The organism is Halalkalibacter flavus, assembly GCF_036663575.1.
In the GTDB taxonomy this organism is placed as follows: Bacteria; Bacillota; Bacilli; order Bacillales; family Bacillaceae_D; genus Halalkalibacter; species Halalkalibacter flavus.
The window spans coordinates 48,849-69,086 of the sequence record NZ_JAWRVK010000022.1; the positions used below are offsets into that span (position 1 = coordinate 48,849).

13 protein-coding genes and 1 pseudogene are annotated in these 20,238 nt (G+C 38.3%); 10 read left to right on the forward strand and 4 right to left on the reverse strand.

Features of this window, described 5'->3' with window-relative positions; all coding sequences use genetic code 11:
- Positions 1-740 precede the first annotated feature (740 nt).
- From SAY88_RS15080 to SAY88_RS15095, 4 genes are all read left to right on the forward strand, one after another.
- Positions 741-2,339, forward strand: a complete 1,599-nt coding sequence (locus SAY88_RS15080; protein WP_332632683.1) for a xylulokinase — start codon at positions 741-743, stop codon at positions 2,337-2,339.
- 270 nt (positions 2,340-2,609) lie between these two features.
- Complete coding sequence (gene araD, locus SAY88_RS15085; RefSeq protein ID WP_332632686.1) at positions 2,610-3,317, forward strand: L-ribulose-5-phosphate 4-epimerase; 708 nt, start codon at positions 2,610-2,612, stop codon at positions 3,315-3,317.
- Positions 3,318-3,415: 98 nt separating this feature from the next.
- Positions 3,416-4,903 (forward strand): L-arabinose isomerase, encoded by a 1,488-nt coding sequence (gene araA, locus SAY88_RS15090; RefSeq protein WP_332632689.1) that lies wholly within the window; start codon positions 3,416-3,418, stop codon positions 4,901-4,903.
- A 117-nt stretch (positions 4,904-5,020) separates the two neighbouring features.
- Positions 5,021-6,136 carry a GntR family transcriptional regulator gene (locus SAY88_RS15095; RefSeq protein ID WP_332632726.1) on the forward strand — a complete coding sequence of 372 codons (1,116 nt, stop codon included), beginning with the start codon at positions 5,021-5,023 and terminating at the stop codon, positions 6,134-6,136.
- 160 nt (positions 6,137-6,296) lie between these two features.
- Here the strand turns inward: SAY88_RS15095 and SAY88_RS15100 are convergent, their stop codons facing one another.
- Positions 6,297-7,739, reverse strand: coding sequence for a glycoside hydrolase family 1 protein (locus SAY88_RS15100; RefSeq protein WP_332632692.1), 1,443 nt, complete (start codon positions 7,737-7,739; stop codon positions 6,297-6,299).
- Positions 7,740-7,923: 184 nt separating this feature from the next.
- Positions 7,924-8,865 carry a Cof-type HAD-IIB family hydrolase gene (locus tag SAY88_RS15105; RefSeq protein ID WP_332632695.1) on the reverse strand — a complete coding sequence of 314 codons (942 nt, stop codon included), beginning with the start codon at positions 8,863-8,865 and terminating at the stop codon, positions 7,924-7,926.
- A 287-nt stretch (positions 8,866-9,152) separates the two neighbouring features.
- Between SAY88_RS15105 and licT the strand changes: the two genes are divergently transcribed.
- The 4 genes from licT to bglH all read left to right on the forward strand — a co-directional run bounded on the left by licT (position 9,153) and on the right by bglH (position 15,111).
- Entirely contained in the window at positions 9,153-10,001 is an 849-nt protein-coding gene (gene licT, locus SAY88_RS15110; protein ID WP_332632729.1) for a BglG family transcription antiterminator LicT, read from the forward strand.
- A 219-nt stretch (positions 10,002-10,220) separates the two neighbouring features.
- Positions 10,221-12,167, forward strand: a complete 1,947-nt coding sequence (locus tag SAY88_RS15115) for a beta-glucoside-specific PTS transporter subunit IIABC (protein WP_332632698.1) — start codon at positions 10,221-10,223, stop codon at positions 12,165-12,167.
- 80 nt (positions 12,168-12,247) lie between these two features.
- Positions 12,248-13,684, forward strand: a complete 1,437-nt coding sequence (gene ascB, locus SAY88_RS15120) for a 6-phospho-beta-glucosidase (protein WP_332632700.1) — start codon at positions 12,248-12,250, stop codon at positions 13,682-13,684.
- 17 nt (positions 13,685-13,701) lie between these two features.
- Complete coding sequence (bglH, locus tag SAY88_RS15125) at positions 13,702-15,111, forward strand: aryl-phospho-beta-d-glucosidase (RefSeq protein ID WP_332632703.1); 1,410 nt, start codon at positions 13,702-13,704, stop codon at positions 15,109-15,111.
- Between the two features lie 99 nt (positions 15,112-15,210).
- Here bglH and SAY88_RS15130 read toward each other — a convergent pair whose 3' ends face one another.
- Positions 15,211-16,467, reverse strand: a complete 1,257-nt coding sequence (locus tag SAY88_RS15130) for an ATP-binding protein (protein ID WP_332632706.1) — start codon at positions 16,465-16,467, stop codon at positions 15,211-15,213.
- Between the two features lie 282 nt (positions 16,468-16,749).
- Between SAY88_RS15130 and SAY88_RS15135 the strand changes: the two genes are divergently transcribed.
- Positions 16,750-16,950: a cold-shock protein gene (locus SAY88_RS15135; protein ID WP_250097387.1), complete on the forward strand. Its 201-nt coding sequence runs from the start codon at positions 16,750-16,752 to the stop codon at positions 16,948-16,950.
- A 129-nt stretch (positions 16,951-17,079) separates the two neighbouring features.
- Positions 17,080-18,525, forward strand: a complete 1,446-nt coding sequence (locus SAY88_RS15140) for a DEAD/DEAH box helicase (protein WP_332632708.1) — start codon at positions 17,080-17,082, stop codon at positions 18,523-18,525.
- 226 nt (positions 18,526-18,751) lie between these two features.
- On the opposite strand, the pseudogene betB reads toward SAY88_RS15140, so the two are convergent.
- A pseudogene (gene betB / locus SAY88_RS15145) lies at positions 18,752-20,208 on the reverse strand (betaine-aldehyde dehydrogenase).
- Positions 20,209-20,238: the final 30 nt, after the last annotated feature.

The window sequence follows — 20,238 nt, forward strand, 5'->3', positions numbered from 1 at the left end:
GTAAGAAATACATACTAAATTACAATAATTATTCTTATGTAATCATTATAATAAAATATCAGCTAAAGTAAAGAAGAATGACTTATGTTCAAAAAAATATCATTTAGAACGCCTTTGTTAACACCATCATAGTAGAAACCATAGATGGAATGATAGCTTACTATGATTATAGTGGAAGTTTATGAAAGGGTTTTCTTTTATTCAATGAGCGAACCGTGGATGAGAATTTTGTAAGGGAACGCTTCCCGATTACGGGGATTTAATAGAAATAAAGATTCACAAGTTCTTTCACTTATACATCTCCTTTTAAGCTTTTCTATATGTATATACAAAACCCTTTATTTAATTCATCACTTTGTCCTTGAATGTGAAAGGGAATGAAGCAGTAAAGATAGTATAGTTTATATCATGATACGCTTATTTTTTAGTAGCAATGAATGAGTCAGGTGATCTCTTAATTGATTTACAAGACCCAGAGGAGGCTGTCCCATTCACAACAAGATTGCACTTGATTGTACGTACCAGTTGTAGTACTATGAAGGTTGAAATCGTATATATATACGTACAAGATTTTTCTGATTCATTTTTAGAAAAGGTTTGCTGGTAATCTAAGGCTAGTCAATTTGATTAATGGGAAATAGAGTTTGATATAACATCACCTAAGTGGTTTCATTACACGGATTATGTAAGCGGTTACGGATTTAGGTTATTAAATTATTAATCTATTGGAGGAAAATTATATGAGTCTTGATGTGAAAAATGCAATTCAAAGTGGGAAAACAGTACTTGGAATAGAACTTGGATCAACTCGAATAAAAGCCGTTCTTATTGGTGAAGATCATGCACCGATCGCAACTGGTAGCCATGTCTGGGAAAATAGCTATGTGAATCATATTTGGACATATAGTGTGGAGGAAGTTTGGGAGGGGGTACAAGACAGCTATCAACAGATGGCTGATAATGTGAGACAGCAGTATGGTATCACCTTGCAAACAGTTAGCGCAATTGGTTTTAGTGGAATGATGCATGGCTATATGGCGTTCGACGAAGATGAAGAGCTTTTAGTACCTTTTCGTACGTGGCGTAACAATATTACCGAACAGGCTTCGAAAGAGTTGACAGAACTGTTTAACTATCAAATTCCTCAACGATGGAGTATTGCTCACTTGTATCAAGCTATCTTGAATCAGGAAGAACATATTGGTAACATTCATTTCCTTACTACGCTAGCTGGTTATGTTCATTGGAAACTAACAGGACAGAAGGTTTTGGGAGTTGGAGAAGCATCTGGAGTATTTCCGATTGATTTGAACTCGAAGAACTATAATCAAACAATGATCCATCAGTTTAATGAATTGGTTGTCCCTAAGAACCTATCATGGAACTTGGAGGAGATTCTTCCAAATGTTTTGGTAGCGGGGGAAAACGCTGGTGTGCTTACAGAAGAAGGTGCAAAACTTCTGGATGTTACCGGCAATCTGCAGGCTGGTATTCCGCTTTGTCCGCCAGAAGGTGATGCAGGAACGGGTATGGTTGCTACAAACAGTGTAGCAAAACGTACTGGTAATGTTTCTGCCGGGACTTCTGCATTTGCAATGGTTGTATTGGAGAAAGATTTGTCCAAAGTCTATCCTGAAATTGATCTTGTGACCACACCAACAGGAAATTTGGTAGCGATGGCGCACTCTAATAACTGTTCTTCAGACTTGAATGCATGGGTAGGGTTATTTGAAGAATTTTTAGCTGCAATAGGTATTCAAGTTGACTCGAATAAGTTATTTGAAACTTTATTTAAGCAAGCCCTTTTAGGAGATCCAGATGGGGGCGGCCTATTATCTTATGGCTATCTATCCGGTGAACATATGACCCACTTTGAAGAAGGGCGTCCATTGTTTGTACGTTCTTCAGGCAGTAATTTCAATCTTGCTAATTTTATGCGAGTGCATTTATTTACAGCATTTGGTGCGATGAAAATAGGTATGGATATTTTGCTTAAAGAAGAAAATGTAAAACTGGATGAAGTTTTAGGTCATGGCGGATTATTTAAAACAGAAGGTGTCGGACAAGGCATTTTGGCCGCTGCTTTTAATGTTCCTGTTTCAGTTATGGAAACTGCAGGAGAAGGCGGAGCATGGGGGATTGCCCTGCTTGGATCGTATATGATTAACAAAAAGGAAAAAGAAACTTTGGAAGAGTATTTAAACGAGAACGTATTTGTAGATCAAGCAGTGAAGACAGTGTCTCCTGACCCGAAAGATATAGAAGGTTATGAACAATTTATGGAACGTTATAAGAACGGACTTTCCATCGAAAGAGCGGCAGTAGAGAATCATCAATAAATAGGAAGAGAATTACAGCTCGACAGGGGATAGATTTTTCCCTGTCGTTTTTTTGCTATTTTTGAATTTGAATACTTGTTGCTACTGGACTGTACAAACACGTATGTTTTCCTCAGGCTACCATGACAAACTATAGAAAGATTACGCAATTTTCTTCCCTACTTTAAAAATATTTATTGATTGTACGTACAAATTACGTTAGCATTTAATTATAGAAGTTAAGATATACGTACAAGTTAGTAGTTGGTTGTAAGGAGAGGTGAATAACTAATGTTAGAAAGTTTGAAAAAGCAGGTGTTAGAGGCGAATTTAGCTTTACCTAAGTATGGTTTGGTAACTTTTACTTGGGGAAATGTAAGCGGTATCGATAAAGAGAAAGGATTAGTGGTTATCAAGCCAAGTGGAGTTCCTTATGAGGAGTTGACTATAGAGGATTTGGTTGTACTAGATTTAGAGGGGAATATTGTGGAAGGTGATTTAAAACCATCATCTGATACACCCACACATCTAGTTCTTTATCGCAATTTTCCTGACATTGGGGGGATTGTTCATACACATTCTCCTTGGGCAACAGGCTGGGCCCAAGCGGGTAAACCCATTCACTCATTAGGAACAACGCAAGCGGATTATTTTTACGGTACCGTACCTTGTACGAGAAGAATGACAGAAGAAGAGATACAAGGTGAGTATGAACTGGAAACTGGGAATGTCATAGTCGAAACATTTGAGGGAATTGACCCTATGCAGATTCCTAGTGTACTAGTACATAGTCATGCTCCATTCAATTGGGGGAAAGATCCATATGAAGCAGTGCATAACGCGGTTGTTTTAGAAGAAGTAGCGAAAATGAATTTTCACACATATCAAATTAACCCGGAAATCCAAACGATGGATCAAGCGTTGTTAGATAAACACTATTTAAGAAAGCATGGTGGAAATGCATATTATGGGCAGAAGCAATCGGAGAGAATTAAGTAATTAAATATGCATACGTCGATTTCGCACGAAGCCTATCATGTCATGAAACGATTGTACGTGAGTAATGATTCTATTATTAAATTTTAGGGGGAATTCAAATGTTACAAACAAGACCTTATGAATTTTGGTTTGTTACTGGAAGTCAAAACTTATACGGAGAAGAACCATTACGCGAAGTAGCAAACAACTCACAGGAAGTTGTAGAAGGGTTAAATAAAGAAGGAGACCTTCCTTTTAATATAGTATTCAAATCTGTTGTTAAAACTGCAGATGAAATTAAAAAACTAGTAATTGAGGCAAATGCAGATGAAAATTGCGCGGGTTTAATTACTTGGATGCACACTTTCTCTCCTGCAAAAATGTGGATAGCAGGACTAACTGCTCTACAAAAACCATTGCTTCACCTGAATACCCAATTTAACCGTGATATCCCATGGGATGATATCGACATGGACTTCATGAACTTGAACCAAGCAGCTCATGGTGACAGAGAGTACGGATTTATTGGAACTCGTATGGATGTTTCAAGGAAAGTGATTGTTGGACATTGGCAAAGCAAAGATGTAACAACAAAATTAGCTAGCTGGATGAAAACAGCTGTAGGTGTTACAGAAGGTCCGAATATTCGCGTTGCTCGTTTTGGTGATAACATGAGAAACGTTGCTGTAACTGATGGAGATAAAATTGAAGCACAAATTAAATTTGGATGGACAGTAGATTATTATGGTATTGGTGATCTTGTTGTAGAGATGAACAAAGTAACTGATGAAGAGCTAGATTTACTTTATAAAGAGTATAGTGAATTATATGAGCTCCCAGCAGAAGCGAGTGAGCCAGGAGCGGTTAGAGACTCCATCCTTGAGCAGGGACGTATTGAGTTAGGTTTAAAAGCATTCTTGTCTAAAGGAAATTACAATGCTTTTACCACAAACTTTGAAGATTTACATGGGATGAAGCAACTTCCAGGGCTAGCTGCGCAACGTCTAATGGCAGAAGGATATGGATTTGCCGGTGAAGGTGACTGGAGAACAGCTGCATTACTACGCCTAATGAAAATTATTTCAGGTAATAAAGGAACTTCTTTCATGGAAGATTATACGTACCACTTAGAGCCTGGTAATGAATTGATTCTTGGTTCACATATGCTTGAAATTTGTCCGACTGTATCTGCTTCTAAACCTAAAATTGTTGTTAACCCTCTAGGTATCTGTGGAAAAGAGGATCCGGCACGTATAGTATTTGATGGTAGAGGTGGCGATGCAGTGAATGCTTCACTTATAGAACTAGGTGGTAGATACCGTCTAGTAATTAATGAAGTTAAAGCTGAACAGCCAACGATTGAGACACCTAATTTACCAGTAGCTAAAGTATTGTGGAAACCGGAACCATCATTAAGTGAAGCTACAGAAGCTTGGATTTATGCTGGTGGTGCACACCACACGGTATTTTCTTTTGATGTAACGACAGAACAATTATACGATTTTGCTGATATGGCAAAAATAGAAGTGGTTGTCATCGATAAGGATACGAAAGTAAGACAATTTCGCAATGAATTAAAGTGGAACGAAGCAATTTGGAGAAGATAGCATCAATGGAGTAGAGGTTTAAGAGAATTAAATCTCTACTTCCTTTGTATTCTTTACCCTAAGTATTAAAGTTTCATTTATAATGAAGAGAGCTGCGCGTTATGGAGGTGAATGAATATCGAAACAAAATATAATATCGTAAAACAAGCGATTATGTCTAAAATACTTGACGGCACATTCCAACCTCATCAAAAGATTTATTCAGAAAGTGAATTGATGAAACAATTTGATGTCAGTCGACATACTGTCCGCGTTGCTATTGGTGAACTCGTCACTCAAGGCTGGTTATATCGAGAGCAGGGTGCGGGGACGTTTTGTGTAGACCGCTCAGAAGTTGAAGCAAGTACGAATGCAAGTAATCAAAAGAGTATTGCGATTATCACGACGTACATTTCCGATTATATTTTTCCGTCTATCATTAGAGGAGCGGAATCTTATCTATGTCAGCACGGGTATCATGTTAGTTTATTTAGCACAAATAATAATCATGAAAACGAGCGAAAGGCACTAAAAAAAATTTTAACACAGCGTTTTGATGGTGTTATTATTGAACCAACTAAAAGTGCATTATTTAATCCAAATATTAATTATTATCTAAACTTAGAAAGGAAAAATATCCCATATATTATGATCAATGCTTTTTATGATGAATTAGATCCACTTAGCATTACGATGAATGATGAGAAGGGTGGCTATATTCAAACAGAGCATCTCATTGAATTGGGACATACCAATATTATTGGATTCTTTAAAACGGATGATATACAAGGTAATAAACGGATGAAGGGATTTCTTAAAGCACACCGTGAGCACGGGGTCTTCGTTGATCCGAGTAATATCGTAATCTATAGTTCCGAAGAGAAAGAAACGAAACCAGTCGAATTTTTGCAGGAGAAGTTATCGGTAGGTGAGGACGTACCAACTGCTATTGTTTGTTATAATGATGAACTAGCAATTAGACTGCTTGATGTTATTCGAGAAAAAAATCTTCAAGTTCCTGAAGATATTTCGATTGTAGGATTTGATGATTCCTTTATGGCCAATGTTACGGAAGTTAAATTGACGACAATTCAACATCCTAAAAGTAAGATGGGTGAAAGTGCTGCAAAGATGATACTAGATATAGTCAAAGCAGTAACGAGCTCGAACAAAAAAGCGAGGGACACAGCTGAATCTATAGTCATTGATTCCGAATTAATTATCCGAGATTCTACTAAACAAATAAATAAGTAGACTGTCTCAGAGGGGGGAGTCTACTTATTTTTTTAGTGAATGGTGACAGGAGCCAGTATTTATGGAAATTATTGAAATCTATTTTTAGGGCTTAACAAGTACCTGCTTGCGCATGAAAAAGACCAAGAGCCACATGGACTCTTGATCTCTGCTTTTTTCTTTATTCTAATTCCTTTCCATTCGTCGCAATCACATTTTGATACCAATAGAAAGATTTTTTCTTCTTACGCTCAAGGGTACCGCTGCCGTCGTCCTGCTTGTCAACATAAATAAGACCGTAGCGCTTAGACATTTCACCTGTTGACATACTAACAAGATCGATGCAACCCCAAGCTGTATAGCCTATTAATTCAACGCCGTCCTCAATGGCTTCACCCATCGCTTTAATATGCTCACGTAAGTAGTTGATCCGATAATCATCATTGATACTACCATCTTCTTCGACGGTGTCGTATGCACCAAGGCCGTTTTCTACTACAAAAAGAGGGACGCGGTAACGATCGTATAGTTGATTTAAGCCAATTCGTAGTCCGGTTGGATCAATTTCCCAGCCCCAGTCACTTGCTTTAAGGTGTGGATTTTTCACACCAGCTATGAGGTTTCCTGACGCTTTTTCCTCTTCTGTTAGCTCTTTCTTTTCTGTACGAGACATATAATAGCTGAGAGAAATGAAGTCAACTGGGTACTGCTTAAGTGTTTCTAAATCGCCATCTTCCATTTTGATGTTAATGTCATTTTCTTTAAAGAAACGCTTGGAGAAGGCAGGATACTCCCCACGAACATGAACATCACCACAAATATAGTTAAAGATTTGTTCTTCTTTCATGGCATGTAGGACGTTTTGTGGATTGCAATCATACGCGTATACAGGCATATAAATTAACATGCAACCAATTTGTGAGCCAGGAATGATTTCGTGACAAGCCTTAACAGCTAAGCTGCTCGCAACAAACTGATGGTGTAACCCTTGGAAGCTTTCTTGTAGACGAACATCTTCTGTAGCAGGGGAGAACCCAAGGCTCATAATAGGAAGATGTGTAGCACCATTGATTTCGTTAAAAGTTAACCAATATTTTACTTTGTCTTTATAACGGTTAAATAAAGTGATGGCATAACGTTCGAAGAATGAAATCACTTTACGGTTTCTCCAACCGCCATACTCTGTAATTAAATATAAAGGCATTTCATAGTGGGAGATCGTCACGACTGGCTCGATTCCATGCTTTAAGCACTCATCGAATACACGGTCGTAAAATGCTAGGCCTTCCTCGTTTGGCTCAAGCTCGTCTCCTTTAGGAAAAATACGAGACCAAGCGATTGACATACGGTATGTTTTAAATCGTAATTCAGCAAATAATGCGATATCGTCTGCGTAACGATGATAAAAATCGATCGCTTCGTGGTTTGGATATGTCGTGTATTTCTCTGTATCAATTTTAAAATCGAATCCGGGTTTTGAGATGACATTTAAACGGACTTTTCCACCTGGCATCACATCTGCCAGGTTCATCCCTTTGCCGTCTTCAAGATACGCACCTTCTACTTGATTGGCAGCCGTAGCACCGCCCCATAAAAATCCTTCGGGAAATTGATAGTTCGTCATAAAGAAAACCTCCATGTTAAATTTAAAATGAATACTCATTCACTAGGATAAAATAAAAAAACCTAAATCACGTAGGGAAGACATACTAGTCTCATAGATACGTGATTTAGGTTTTGCCTGTGTGAACAGTTACAATCCTAAATGGGTTGTTTGTTTATTTGCGATAACTATAACATGGTTTTTTTTAGCTAGCAAGGATTTTTGTAAACGTTATTTTTGGCAATTCCACATTTGAAGCGGTAAAGGCCTTACCGAACAGTCTTCTGATACCGCCTTTAAGTATTTTTTCAATCGCAAAGGCGACCCTGTGTCCAGAGTTGTTTTTTGTTGTGAAGTCACAGGTTTCTTTAATGCCTAAAGCCGCATTTTCCATTGCGACACTGAGCCCAGCTATTTCAAGCATCGAAAAATCATTATAATTATCGCCAATGGCCATGACATCCTGTTGCTCAATTCCTTGTCTGCTAGAGTAGAAAGCAAGAGCAGCTCCTTTATTGGCATCACGATGGTTAAATTCAAGATTTTGGTGACCGGATGAGGTTATGGTAAGATCATGTTCATCTTTTAACTGTTCACGGATTCTTTGCAGGGCATCATCTTCTAAAGAAAAGGTAAGGAACTTAAAGACATCAATTTCGTCATTATTGAAAATATGATCAAAGTCATCGACGGTTTGAATCTTTTCATCTTGGAAACGTTGCTTTACTTTTTCTTTAATGACGTTTGTTTCAACGTTAGGATAATGGGCTTTCATGACATCAACTAATATATGAATAAATGCATCCCGATTGATAGAGTAGCCTCCTGCACTTGTGAAGATTTCAAAATAGCTTGATTCACTCGTACACGCGAGTTCAATTTTTCTACATGCTTCCTTGTCTAATGCGATATTACGAATTAATTCTCCGTTCTTTAAATAAACCTGTGCTCCATTTAAACAAATGATTGGGCAAGATAAGCCTGCTTCTATTAAGGGTTTTGCCGCAGCTTTATAAGAACGACCTGTTGCGATCACGACTTCGATCCCTAATTCCTGAGCCTTTCGGATTGCTTTTGCATTTTCTGGGCTAACTTCGCTTTTTTCGTTTAATAATGTCCCATCCATATCTGTTGTGATTAATTTCATAGTTTTCTCCTCTGTATGACTCTATAATATCTATGGATAAACTAGTTTTGAAAAAATGAAAAATTATTTTTTTGAAAGGTTGTTGACAATGATTATTTTGTCATGGTATAAAGTTAGTAAGCGATTTCAATTTAATATTTTCTTAGACGGATTGTTACTGTTCGGCAGGCAAAACCTAAGTTTGTTTCGGAGGCTCTTTATGGGGTATTCTGTATACAAGGTTGGGTTTTTTTTATACCCTTTTTACAGACTGACCGAAACAAAACAGAAGTAGGGCGGGTTTGATGATGAAGATAAAAAAAGTGTTTAACAATAATGTCGTAATAGCGAATAATGAACAAAACCAAGAGGTTGTCGTGATGGGACGGGGACTTGCCTTTCAAAAAAAGGCCGGGGAACCAATTGATACATCCAAAATCGAGAAAACCTTTGTGTTAGAAAAACACGGTGTTTCTGATAAGTTAGCGAAGCTGTTAAACGATACTTCTGAAAGATATCTTAATATATCGTCTAAGATTTTAGATTATGCTAAATCGCGATTGCCATACAAATTGGATGATCATCTGTATGTGGCTTTAACGGATCATATTAGTTTTGCCATTAGCAGGCATAAGCAGAGAATTCACTTAAAGAATCCTCTCTTATGGGAAATACGAAAACATTATAAGCTTGAGTTTCAAGTATCTTTGAAAGCGTTAGCTATTATTCAAGAGGAAACAGGAATCTTGTTTGGTGAAGATGAGGCGGCATCGATTGCTCTTCATTTAGTCAATAGCCAGTTATCTGGTGAAAATATGGCTGAAGCTGTCCAAGTGACAGAAATGGTCAATAATATCTTAAATATTGTAAAGTACCATTTCGGAATGGAATTAGATGAAAGTTCCATTAACTATGAACGCTTTCTCACTCATCTGCGCTTTTTCGCGATGAGGTTTGTAAGGGAAGAGCGAGTGGAGGAAACTGAAGACAATTTCCTCTATGGACAGCTGAATAAAAAATATCCTGAAGCCTTTCGGTGCAGTGAAAAGATTAAAGTGTACCTAGAAAAGAGCTATAAGTGGGAGATTTCGAAGGATGAAATCATCTATTTGACGCTGCATATTCATCGTGTTACACAGCGTTATCAGCAAAGCTGAGGAAGAGTAAGCAAAGTTTCAGTGCAACAGCAATCATTTTTTTCTAGTAAAAGAAAGCGTTACTTTAGTCAAAACTTTATATTTTACCTAGGAATGTTACCTTAAGTGGGCTTAACCTGGTCTGATGAGAAGCACAAATGTTATTTTCTGTGCGCTTAATCGGATCAGGTTTTTTATTTACAAAAATACGAAAGATAAATGAGAAAGTGGGGGTTAGTCATGAAATACGAACAATTAGCCAAGTCAATTATTGAAAAAGTTGGCGGGAAAGAGAACGTGAAAAGTGTTGTTCATTGTATTACAAGATTACGATTTAAATTAAAAGATGAAAGCAAAGCTCAAACAGAGGCTTTAAAAAATATGGATGATGTTGTAACCGTTATGAAAAGTGGTGGACAATATCAAGTAGTTATCGGGAATCATGTGCCTGACGTGTATAAAGCGGTTGTTGCTGTTGGCGGATTCGCTGATCAGTCGCAGCAAAATGAGGAAGACGCAAAAGAGGATAAAGGTAGCCTTTTTAGTCGCTTTATTGACATTATCGCAAGTATCTTTACACCAATATTAGGTGTACTAGCGGCTACAGGGATGATTAAAGGGTTCAATGCATTATTTTTATCAGTTGGATGGTTAGAAGCAACGGACGGAACGTATCAAATCTTAAATATCGTTGGGGATTCATTGTTTCATTTCTTACCAATCTTCTTAGGTTACACGGCGATGAAGAAGTTTGGCGGATCGCCATTTATCGGGATTGCCATTGGTGCGTCGTTAGTGTATCCAGCGGTTGATACATTGATGACAGGTGCCCCCCTTTACGTTTTATTTGCAGGAACGATGTTTGAATCTCCTGTGTATGTAACATTCTTTGGAATTCCAGTTATTTTGATGAGTTATGCTTCTTCAGTTATTCCAGTTATTCTTGCAACATACTTTGGAGCGAAGATTGAAAATTGGTTTAAGAAAGTTATTCCTGATGTTGTAAAAACATTCTTAGTTCCATTCTTTACATTGCTTGTTCTTGTACCATTAACATTTATTATCATTGGGCCAATTGCTACATGGGCTGCACAAATTGTTGGCCAAGCAACGGTGTTTGTATATGAGTTAAGTCCAATTATTGCAGGTGTATTTATCGGTGGATTCTGGCAAGTATTCGTTATGTTTGGACTACATTGGGGTCTAGTTCCAGTAGCTATTAACAACCTATCAACATTTGGTGCTGATCCAGTATTAACAATGATGTTTGCAGCTTCGTTTGCACAGATTGGTGCAGTTCTTGGAGTTTATCTAAAAACAACAAATAAAAAATTAAAATCACTTAGTATTCCAGCATTTATTTCAGGTATCTTTGGTGTAACAGAGCCTGCAATTTACGGGGTTACCCTACCGAAGAAAAAACCATTCATTATTAGTTGTATCGCTGCGGGTGCTGGTGGAGGAATCATCGGATTCTTTGGTACAAAAATGTATATGATTGGCGGCCTTGGAATTTTCATGATCCCATCATTTATTGGTCCAAATGGTCTTGATATGACCGTATGGGGTGCTTTAATTGCTATGGTTGTTGCCTTCGCATTGGGAGCAGTCTTAACGTATTTATTTGGTGGGGTAAATAAAGAAGAAACTCCGCTTGAGCAATCAGAAGTAGCAGCTACTGAAGCTCCTGTAGAACCAGTATCAGAAACAACAATTAACAGCGCAGTAGAAGTAAAAGGAGAAGTCGTTTCAAGTCCATTTTATGGAGAGGTATTACCACTTAAGGAAGTGAAAGATGAGGCGTTTGCAACAGGGGCGCTTGGTAATGGGGTTGCTGTTGTACCGACAGCAGGTAAGCTAGTCGCACCTGTGTCAGGAACGATTTCAGCGTTATTCCCGTCAAAGCATGCTGTTGGGATTATCTCTGATAATGGAGCAGAATTATTAATTCATGTAGGAATGGATACGGTTCAACTGCAAGGTGAGTTTTTCACGGCTCATATTCAACAAGGAGACCGAGTGGAAAAAGGACAACTTCTAATTGAGTTTGATATTAAGGGTATTCAGGGAGCTGGGTTTGACATTACGACACCTGTCATTGTCACGAATTCAGATCGATATAACTTAATGACAACAGAAGAAAAAGAAGTGAAACATGGTGACAGTTTAATCACATTAATTAAATAAGAACTTTAACGGAAGCCAGAAGGAAAAGGTACCATCATTTACCTTCCTTCTGGTTTCTCTTAATAGGGAGGAGTGTTGTTATGTCTACTTATCAATTTCCTGAACATTTCTTATGGGGTGGTGCGATCGCTGCCAATCAAACAGAAGGTGCGTATCTAGAGGATGGGAAAGGCTTAACGTTAGTAGATTTGTTGCCAACAGGGAAGAAACGTTGGGATGTAATGTTAGGCAAGCTTGATCACTTTACACCGCTAGAAGGTGAATTTTATCCTTCTCATGAAGCGATTGACTTTTATCACCGGTATAAAGAGGACATTGCTCTTTTTGCCGAAATGGGTTTTAAAGCATTGCGTGTATCGATTGCCTGGGCTCGTATTTTCCCTAATGGCGATGACTTAGTGCCGAATGAAGCAGGCTTACAATTTTACGATGACTTATTTGATGAATTATTAAAGCATGGCATTGAGCCTGTTGTTACGATTGCTCATTTTGATGTTCCGGTTAATCTCATCGAGAAATATGGAAGCTGGAGAAGTCGTAAGTTAGTAGATTTTTTTGAAACGTATGCGAAGACGATTTTAGAGAGATATAAAGATAAAGTGAAATACTGGATGACGTTCAACGAAATCAACATGCTTCTACACTTGCCTTTTGTTGGTGCGGGACTTGTTTTTGAAGAAAGGGAAGATCAAAAGCAAATCAAGTATCAAGCAGCACACCATCAGCTAGTTGCAAGTAGTTTAGCGGTAAAGGCATGTCACGAAATCAATCCAGATGCAAAAATCGGCTGCATGCTTGCAGCAGGCATGACGTATTCGTACACGTGTAATCCAGACGATGTTATGGACGCGATGGAAAAGGATCGTGAATCGTTCTTCTTTATCGATGTACAATCTCGCGGAGCGTATCCAGGTTATGCGAAACGTTTCTTTAAAGAGAATTACATTACGATTGAGATGGAAGCCGAAGACGAAGCTCTATTAAAAAATCATACCGTTGATTACATCGGCTTTAGTTATTATGCAAGTAGGGCAACGAGCACAGATCCTGAAGTATTGAAGAATCAAACCGCTGGGAACGTCTTTGGATCTATCGAGAATCCATACTTAGAAAAAACAGAATGGGGCTGGACGATTGATCCTAAAGGCTTCCGTATCACAGCAAATCAATTGTACGATCGTTATCAAAAACCTTTGTTTGTTGTAGAAAATGGGTTAGGTGCTGTTGATGAAGTGAACGCAGAGGGCGAAGTAAACGATGACTACCGTATTGAGTATTTACGAAAGCATATTGATGCAATGGGAGAAGCGATTGAAGATGGAGTCGAGATCATCGGGTATACAAGCTGGGGGCCAATCGATATTGTCAGTGCTTCCACGGGAGAAATGAAAAAACGTTATGGTTATATTTATGTAGATAAAGATAATGAAGGAAATGGTTCGTTAAAGCGTCTGAAAAAGAAAAGCTTTCATTGGAATAAGCAAGTGATTGAATCAAATGGACAGAACTTAGATTAAAATAAGAGGTGAAAAGGATGAGTAAATTAGCAAAGTTCCCAGAAGGCTTCCTATGGGGTGGTGCGGTAGCGGCAAATCAATTAGAAGGTAATTTTCAAGCGGATGGGAAGGGCTTATCAACGGCTGACGTTTCTCCGAATGGTATTATGAGTCCACCGGATTATTCCATGAAGGATTATAATCTCTATCATGAAGGCATAGATTTTTATAACACGTATAAAGAGGATATCGCTTTATTTGCCGAAATGGGCTTTAAGGCGTTCCGTTTCTCGATCGCATGGACACGTATTTTTCCTAACGGAGATGAGCTACATCCAAACGAAAAGGGATTAGCATTCTACGAGAACGTGATCGATGAATTGTTAAAAAACGATATTGAGCCAGTGATTACAATTTCTCACTATGAAATGCCTTTGCACTTGGTAAGGGAATATGGCGGTTGGAAGAACCGTACACTTGTGGAGTTTTACGAGCGTTATGCAAAGACATTATTCGAGCGCTATCACGAAAAGGTGAAGTATTGGATGACATTTAACGAAATCAATGTGTTGTTACACGCGCCGTTTACTGGTGGCGGACTAGTATTTGAAGATGGGAACAAAAATGAGCAAGATATTTACCAAGCAGCTCACCATCAGTTTTTAGGAAGTGCATTGGCCGTGAAAGCAGGCCACGAAATCAACCCTGATTTACAAATTGGTTGTATGATTGCTTCGATGATCACATATCCATACACATCAAAGCCGGAGGATATGTTTGCTGCAACGCAGCAGGATCGTAAAACGTTATTCTTCTCAGATGTGCAATCAAGAGGTTACTATCCTTCTTATATGAAAAATTATTGGATTGAAAACGGCATCGAGATTGAAATCGAGGATGGAGACTTAGAGATCCTTCGCGAACATACAGTCGATTATATTGGCTTCAGCTATTATATGTCCTTTGTGGCAAGTACAGACCCTGAGCACATGAAGCAACAAGCATCCGGTAATCTGTTAGCTGGGATCAAAAACCCTTACTTGAAGGCATCAGAGTGGGGTTGGCAAATTGACCCTGTTGGCTTAAGAACTGTTTGTAACCAATTATACGATCGCTATGAAAAGCCACTTTTCATCGTCGAAAATGGGTTAGGCGCTGTCGATAATGTCGAGGAAGATGGAACCATTCAAGATGATTACCGTATTGACTATTTACGAGCTCACATTGCAGAAATGAAAAAAGCCATTGGTGACGGGGTCGATCTTATTGGGTACACATCATGGGGACCGATTGATTTAGTTAGTGCTTCAACGGCTGAGTTAAAAAAACGCTATGGTTTTATTTACGTAGATCGAGATAGTGAAGGCAAAGGCTCAAATAAGCGTTTGAAGAAGAAGAGTTTTGATTGGTATAAAAACGTGATTGGAAGTAATGGAGAAAAGCTTTAAGAAAAATAGGTTATATAGATGAAGTTTGTACACATCGGTAGCCCGCTATGAACTAGTTATAGCGGGCTAAAGAAGTTCAAAAGAGCAGCTTTTTTGCAATTAGTCCTTACACAACGGAAGCAAGATCGAAATGGTTGAACCCTCATTAAGTTTACTCTTTACCTTTATTTCCCCTTGTAAGTGACCAATAGTTTTATAACAAAACATCGTCCCTAATCCTGTGCCTTGATCCTTTGTTGTATAAAAAGGGGTGCCTAAGCGTTGGATTTCCTCTTCACTCATTCCCTTTCCTGTATCGGTAATGTCGATCTGAGCATAGCCTTTCGTTTTGGATGCGCTCAAAGTCAACGTTCCCTTCCCATCAATCGACTCAATGCCGTTCTTTATAATATTTAAAAATACTTGACTCAATTCGCTACGGTTAGCCGTTACATAATATGAACCTTGAAATTGATTTATGATCGTTACTCCTTTTAATAGAGCATACGATTCTGTGACACCAATGACATTTTTAGCGAGATCAATCACGTCTAGCTTTTCTAAGTCGGTTGTGTTCGTTTTTGCAAGAGATAGATAATTATGTATGATTTTTTCTGCTCTTTGTAATTCTGAATCCATTAATTCAAGAGAGCTAATTTGAGATGTCGTTAGATTCGATTCGTTTTTGAAAATATGGATAAAACCTTTCACGACCGTTAAGGGGTTCCGTACTTCATGTGCGACAGATGCAGCTAGTTCACCTATGACTTTGATTCTCTCCGCTTGTTGGAGTTTCACTTTACTTTGTTCAGCCTCACGTAAGGTTTCTATGATGAAAATCATTATCACAATAGTAACCAAATGAGAGACAATAAAATAGGTCAAGAACATAGGGAGGTTTATAAATTCTAAATTGCGGTAAGGGTGCGATAAACCAGCTAAGACAAGCAGCGTATTAATGAAGGTTAAAATGAAACTTGTTCTTAGTTTGTCCTTCAAATTAAAATTCCTATATTTCTTCAAATACATTAGAACCGTAATGGCAGACGTACTATATGCAAATAAAGTGATAAAAAGACCAAAATCAATCCCAATGATTAGTCGATAAATAAAGACACATGCTGTTGCAAGAATGCCCATATTAAGTCCACCATAAAGAAAGGCGAGGAGCCATGGAATGGTCCGTAAATCATAGATGTGTCCAATGCTAAGTTCAAGAGGATAAGTCATTGAAAGAATAATGGATATACAACATAGGATTCCGAATAATAAAGAGTTCTCATTTGTGTATTCCTTCTTATAAAAGTAAGAATAGTACACGAATACGGGAACTAACACGACAAGTAGGGCAAATAAGTAATTATCGAAACTGAACATATTTTCTCTCCCTGATGAGACATCTATCTATGCCTTAATTTTATCATATATTTAAAAGATATATTGAAAGGATGGTACTAATTAGGATCAATTTTTCTATTCAGTCGGTTTTATTAACAAGTAATTGATTGCTTTATAAAAAAATGTATGCTATATTTAAGAAGTTATTTTTGTTCGGGCTGTTTCAAATTACGAATTAGTATTTAAACTTTTCGCCTTTGATATCATTTGAGCAACAATAGTAATAAAAAGTGGCTTCGTCCACACAAGGAGATTATACACATGCAACAAGGTACAGTAAAATGGTTTAACGCAGAAAAAGGTTTCGGTTTCATTGAAGTTGAAGGTGGAGACGATGTATTCGTACATTTCTCAGCTATCCAAGGCGAAGGATTTAAATCATTAGATGAAGGCCAAAACGTTACATTCGACGTTGAGCAAGGTCAACGTGGACCACAAGCTGTCAACGTTAACAAAGCATAAATAAGGGAAAGGGCTCTAGTAAGGGTCCTTTTTTTTGTATGTAAAAATAGGTTCTTCTATTTGGTTTGCATATGATGAATTCCTTGAGAGAACCTATATAAAAACAATAACCAGTAAAAGAGGTTGCACATGAATAAGCCAAATTTTGAAGAATTGCAAATAAGCGATGAGATAAAAAGAGCCCTTGAGGTAATGAAATTTAGCTCTCCAACTGAGGTCCAAGCAAAAACGATTCCTAGAGCAATCGATCACCAAGACCTTGTCGTAAAATCACAAACAGGGAGTGGGAAGACTGCAGCCTTTGGAATACCTATTTGTGAAATGATCGAATGGGAAGAGAAAAAGCCACAAGCCTTGATTTTGACTCCGACGCGAGAACTTGCTGCTCAAGTGAGAGAGGATATCACAAATATCGGAAGGTTTAAACGAATTAAGGCGATGGCTTTATACGGGAAAGAGCCTTTTGCAAAACAAAAAGAAGAGTTGAAACAGAAAACACATGTCGTTGTAGGGACTCCAGGGAGAGTGACGGACCATATTGAAAGAGAAACATTAAGTTTAGATCAGATCAAGTACCTGATTATAGATGAGACAGATGAAATGTTAAATATGGGCTTCATTGATGATGTGGAAAAAATTATTCAACAATTACCGGATAACCGACTAACTATGGTTTTCTCTGCTACGATGCCTCAAGATGTGGAAGCTCTCTGCCATAAGTATATGAAAGAACCCTTTCATATTGAGATAGAAGCAACTGAGGGAACGGCGAGTAAGATTGAGCACCGGATTATTGACGTGAGAGAAGAAGGAAAAGTTGCTCTACTAAAAGATGTAACCATCGTTGAAAATCCTGATAGCTGTATCATTTTTTGCAACACAAAAGAACATGTTGATCAAGTATTTGAAGAATTACAGGATTCTAACTATCCATGTGAAAAGCTCCATGGAGGATTAGAGCAAGAAGACCGTTTTGCGGTGATGAATGGTTTCAGAAATGGCGATTTTCGTTATCTAGTTGCAACCGATGTAGCTGCTAGAGGGATTGACGTTGATAATGTGACTCTCATAATTAATTATGATGTTCCGACAGAAAAAGAAAGCTATGTTCATCGAACGGGTAGAACCGGCCGTGCCGGAAATAAAGGAAAAGCAATTACGTTTGCAACAGCAAGTGAGAGCAAATATGTAAAATCTATTGAGAAATACATCGGTTATAAGATAACACCTTTAGAAATACCAAGTCAGCACGAAGTAATCAGCGCTAAAAGTGCGTTTGACGAAAAAATGAGTGGACGTCGAATTGTAAAGAATAACAAAACAGCACGTATTAATAAAGATATTATGAAGCTTCATTTTACTGGAGGTAAAAAGAAAAAGCTTCGACCAGTTGATTTTGTTGGAACCATTGCCAAGATTCCAGGTGTAACTGCAGATGATATTGGGATTATTACTATTCAGGATACGTTAACGTATGTCGATATCTTAAATGGTAAAGGGTCGGTCGTGTTACAAGCGATGGAAAATACGACGGTTAAAGGGAAGAAGTTGAAAGTAAGTAAAGCTATTAAATAGGAATGTTTTGGAACGATTCTCATAGTAGGATCGTTTTTCTTTTTTAGATATGGTGGGAAGAAGCCGTATGTCAGTACCGTCCCAGAAGGAACATCGGCTTCTTACACCTCAATAAAAAACCCCAGACCTACGCTTAACTCATGATAGTGTTATATTAATCTAAAGTAGTCAGGTGTGATACGTACGTTATTGCTAGTTCATGACTTCTCAAAAACAACCCATAACACTATTTAAACCAACCTAATGGCTTCGGGTTACTATTTTGATAGATATGCTTCGTTTCAGTATATTCTTCTAAGCCGATGGATCCTAGTTCTCGTCCAATTCCAGATTGTTTATAGCCTCCCCACGGGGCTTGTGGGATGTAAGGGTGGAAGTCATTGATCCATGTCGTTCCCATTCTTAATTTTTTTACGACGCGCTCAGCCAAATGTAAGTCTTGCGTCCAAACCGCTCCTGCTAAGCCGTAGACACTATCATTTGCGAGTTGAATGGCTTCTTCTTCAGTTGAAAATGTCTCAACTGTTACAACAGGACCGAATACTTCTTCTTGGACAATCCGCATACTCGTGTCGCAGTTTGTGAAAATAGTCGGCTCAATAAAATTCCCATTTGCAAGCTCAGGAAGAGGGGAGCGTTTTCCACCAACTGCAATTGTTGCACCTTCTTTTACTCCTAATGCAATATATTTTTCGATCTTTTCCATATGTTCTTTTGAAATAACAGGTCCCATTTCTGTTTTTTCGTCAAACCCATTCCCTAGAGTAACTTGCTTGCCTTTTCAACGAGTGCTGCAACAAACTGATCATGGATCGACTCGTGTACGATCAACCTCGATCCGGCTGAGCAAACTTGGCCTGCATGGAAAAACGCGGCATTCATCGCGTAATCAATAGCAACATCAAGATCAGCATCAGCAAAGATAATATTGGGATTTTTTCCTCCTAATTCAAGAGAGGTTTTTTTGAAATTAATCGCAGCTGCTTGCATTATTTTTCGACCGGTTGTCCCTCCGCCTGTAAATGAAATAAGGTCAACATCGAGACTTTCTGCTAACTTTGCACCAACACTTTCTCCTGGTCCTAAGACAACATTGATGACACCAGGGGGAATCCCTACTTCGTCAAAAATGTCTGCCATTTTAATTGTTGTTAAAGGGGTAATTTCACTTGGTTTTATAACAACCGTATTTCCAGTTGCAAGAGCTGGTGCCAGTTTCCAAGCTGCTTGTAATAATGGATAGTTCCACGGTGTAATTTGCCCGCAAACCCCTACTGGTTCACGAACAATTCGACTACTTGAATCAGAAATAGGGGACTCAATGACGTGTCCGCCGTCTTTATCTGCTAACCCTGCAAAGTATTGAAACACGGCTGCAATATCATCCATATCCGCTTCACTTTCAGTGAGAGTTTTTCCTGTATTTAATGTTTCTAGCTCAGCTAGCTCGTCTTTGTATTGCTTGATCTTTTCCGCTACTTGAAATAAGATGTATCCTCTTTCTGTCGCTGACGTATGACTCCATTCCCCTTTATCAAACGCCTTTCTTGCAGCTACAATAGCTATCTCGGCATCGGTTTTGCTGCCTTCTTCAACAACCGCAATTACCTCTTGGTTATATGGGTTGATAATGTCTCTTGTTTGTCCGGATTGGGAATGAACCCATTCGCCATTTATATACATTTTCGTAATCACTGATCAGTCCTCCTAGTT

Excerpts from the sequence above, each read along its gene's own strand:
- bglH (WP_332632703.1), top strand. The coding sequence starts at position 13,702 with ATGAGTAAATTAGCAAAGTTCCCAGAAGGCTTCCTATGGGGTGGTGCG.
- SAY88_RS15105 (WP_332632695.1), bottom strand. The coding sequence starts at position 8,865 with ATGAAATTAATCACAACAGATATGGATGGGACATTATTAAACGAAAAA.
- SAY88_RS15080 (WP_332632683.1), top strand. The coding sequence starts at position 741 with ATGAGTCTTGATGTGAAAAATGCAATTCAAAGTGGGAAAACAGTACTT.
- araD (WP_332632686.1), top strand. The coding sequence starts at position 2,610 with ATGTTAGAAAGTTTGAAAAAGCAGGTGTTAGAGGCGAATTTAGCTTTA.
- araA (WP_332632689.1), top strand. The coding sequence starts at position 3,416 with ATGTTACAAACAAGACCTTATGAATTTTGGTTTGTTACTGGAAGTCAA.
- SAY88_RS15130 (WP_332632706.1), bottom strand. The coding sequence starts at position 16,467 with ATGTTCAGTTTCGATAATTACTTATTTGCCCTACTTGTCGTGTTAGTT.
- SAY88_RS15135 (WP_250097387.1), top strand. The coding sequence starts at position 16,750 with ATGCAACAAGGTACAGTAAAATGGTTTAACGCAGAAAAAGGTTTCGGT.
- SAY88_RS15140 (WP_332632708.1), top strand. The coding sequence starts at position 17,080 with ATGAATAAGCCAAATTTTGAAGAATTGCAAATAAGCGATGAGATAAAA.
- SAY88_RS15115 (WP_332632698.1), top strand. The coding sequence starts at position 10,221 with ATGAAATACGAACAATTAGCCAAGTCAATTATTGAAAAAGTTGGCGGG.
- ascB (WP_332632700.1), top strand. The coding sequence starts at position 12,248 with ATGTCTACTTATCAATTTCCTGAACATTTCTTATGGGGTGGTGCGATC.
- SAY88_RS15100 (WP_332632692.1), bottom strand. The coding sequence starts at position 7,739 with ATGACGAACTATCAATTTCCCGAAGGATTTTTATGGGGCGGTGCTACG.
- licT (WP_332632729.1), top strand. The coding sequence starts at position 9,153 with ATGAAGATAAAAAAAGTGTTTAACAATAATGTCGTAATAGCGAATAAT.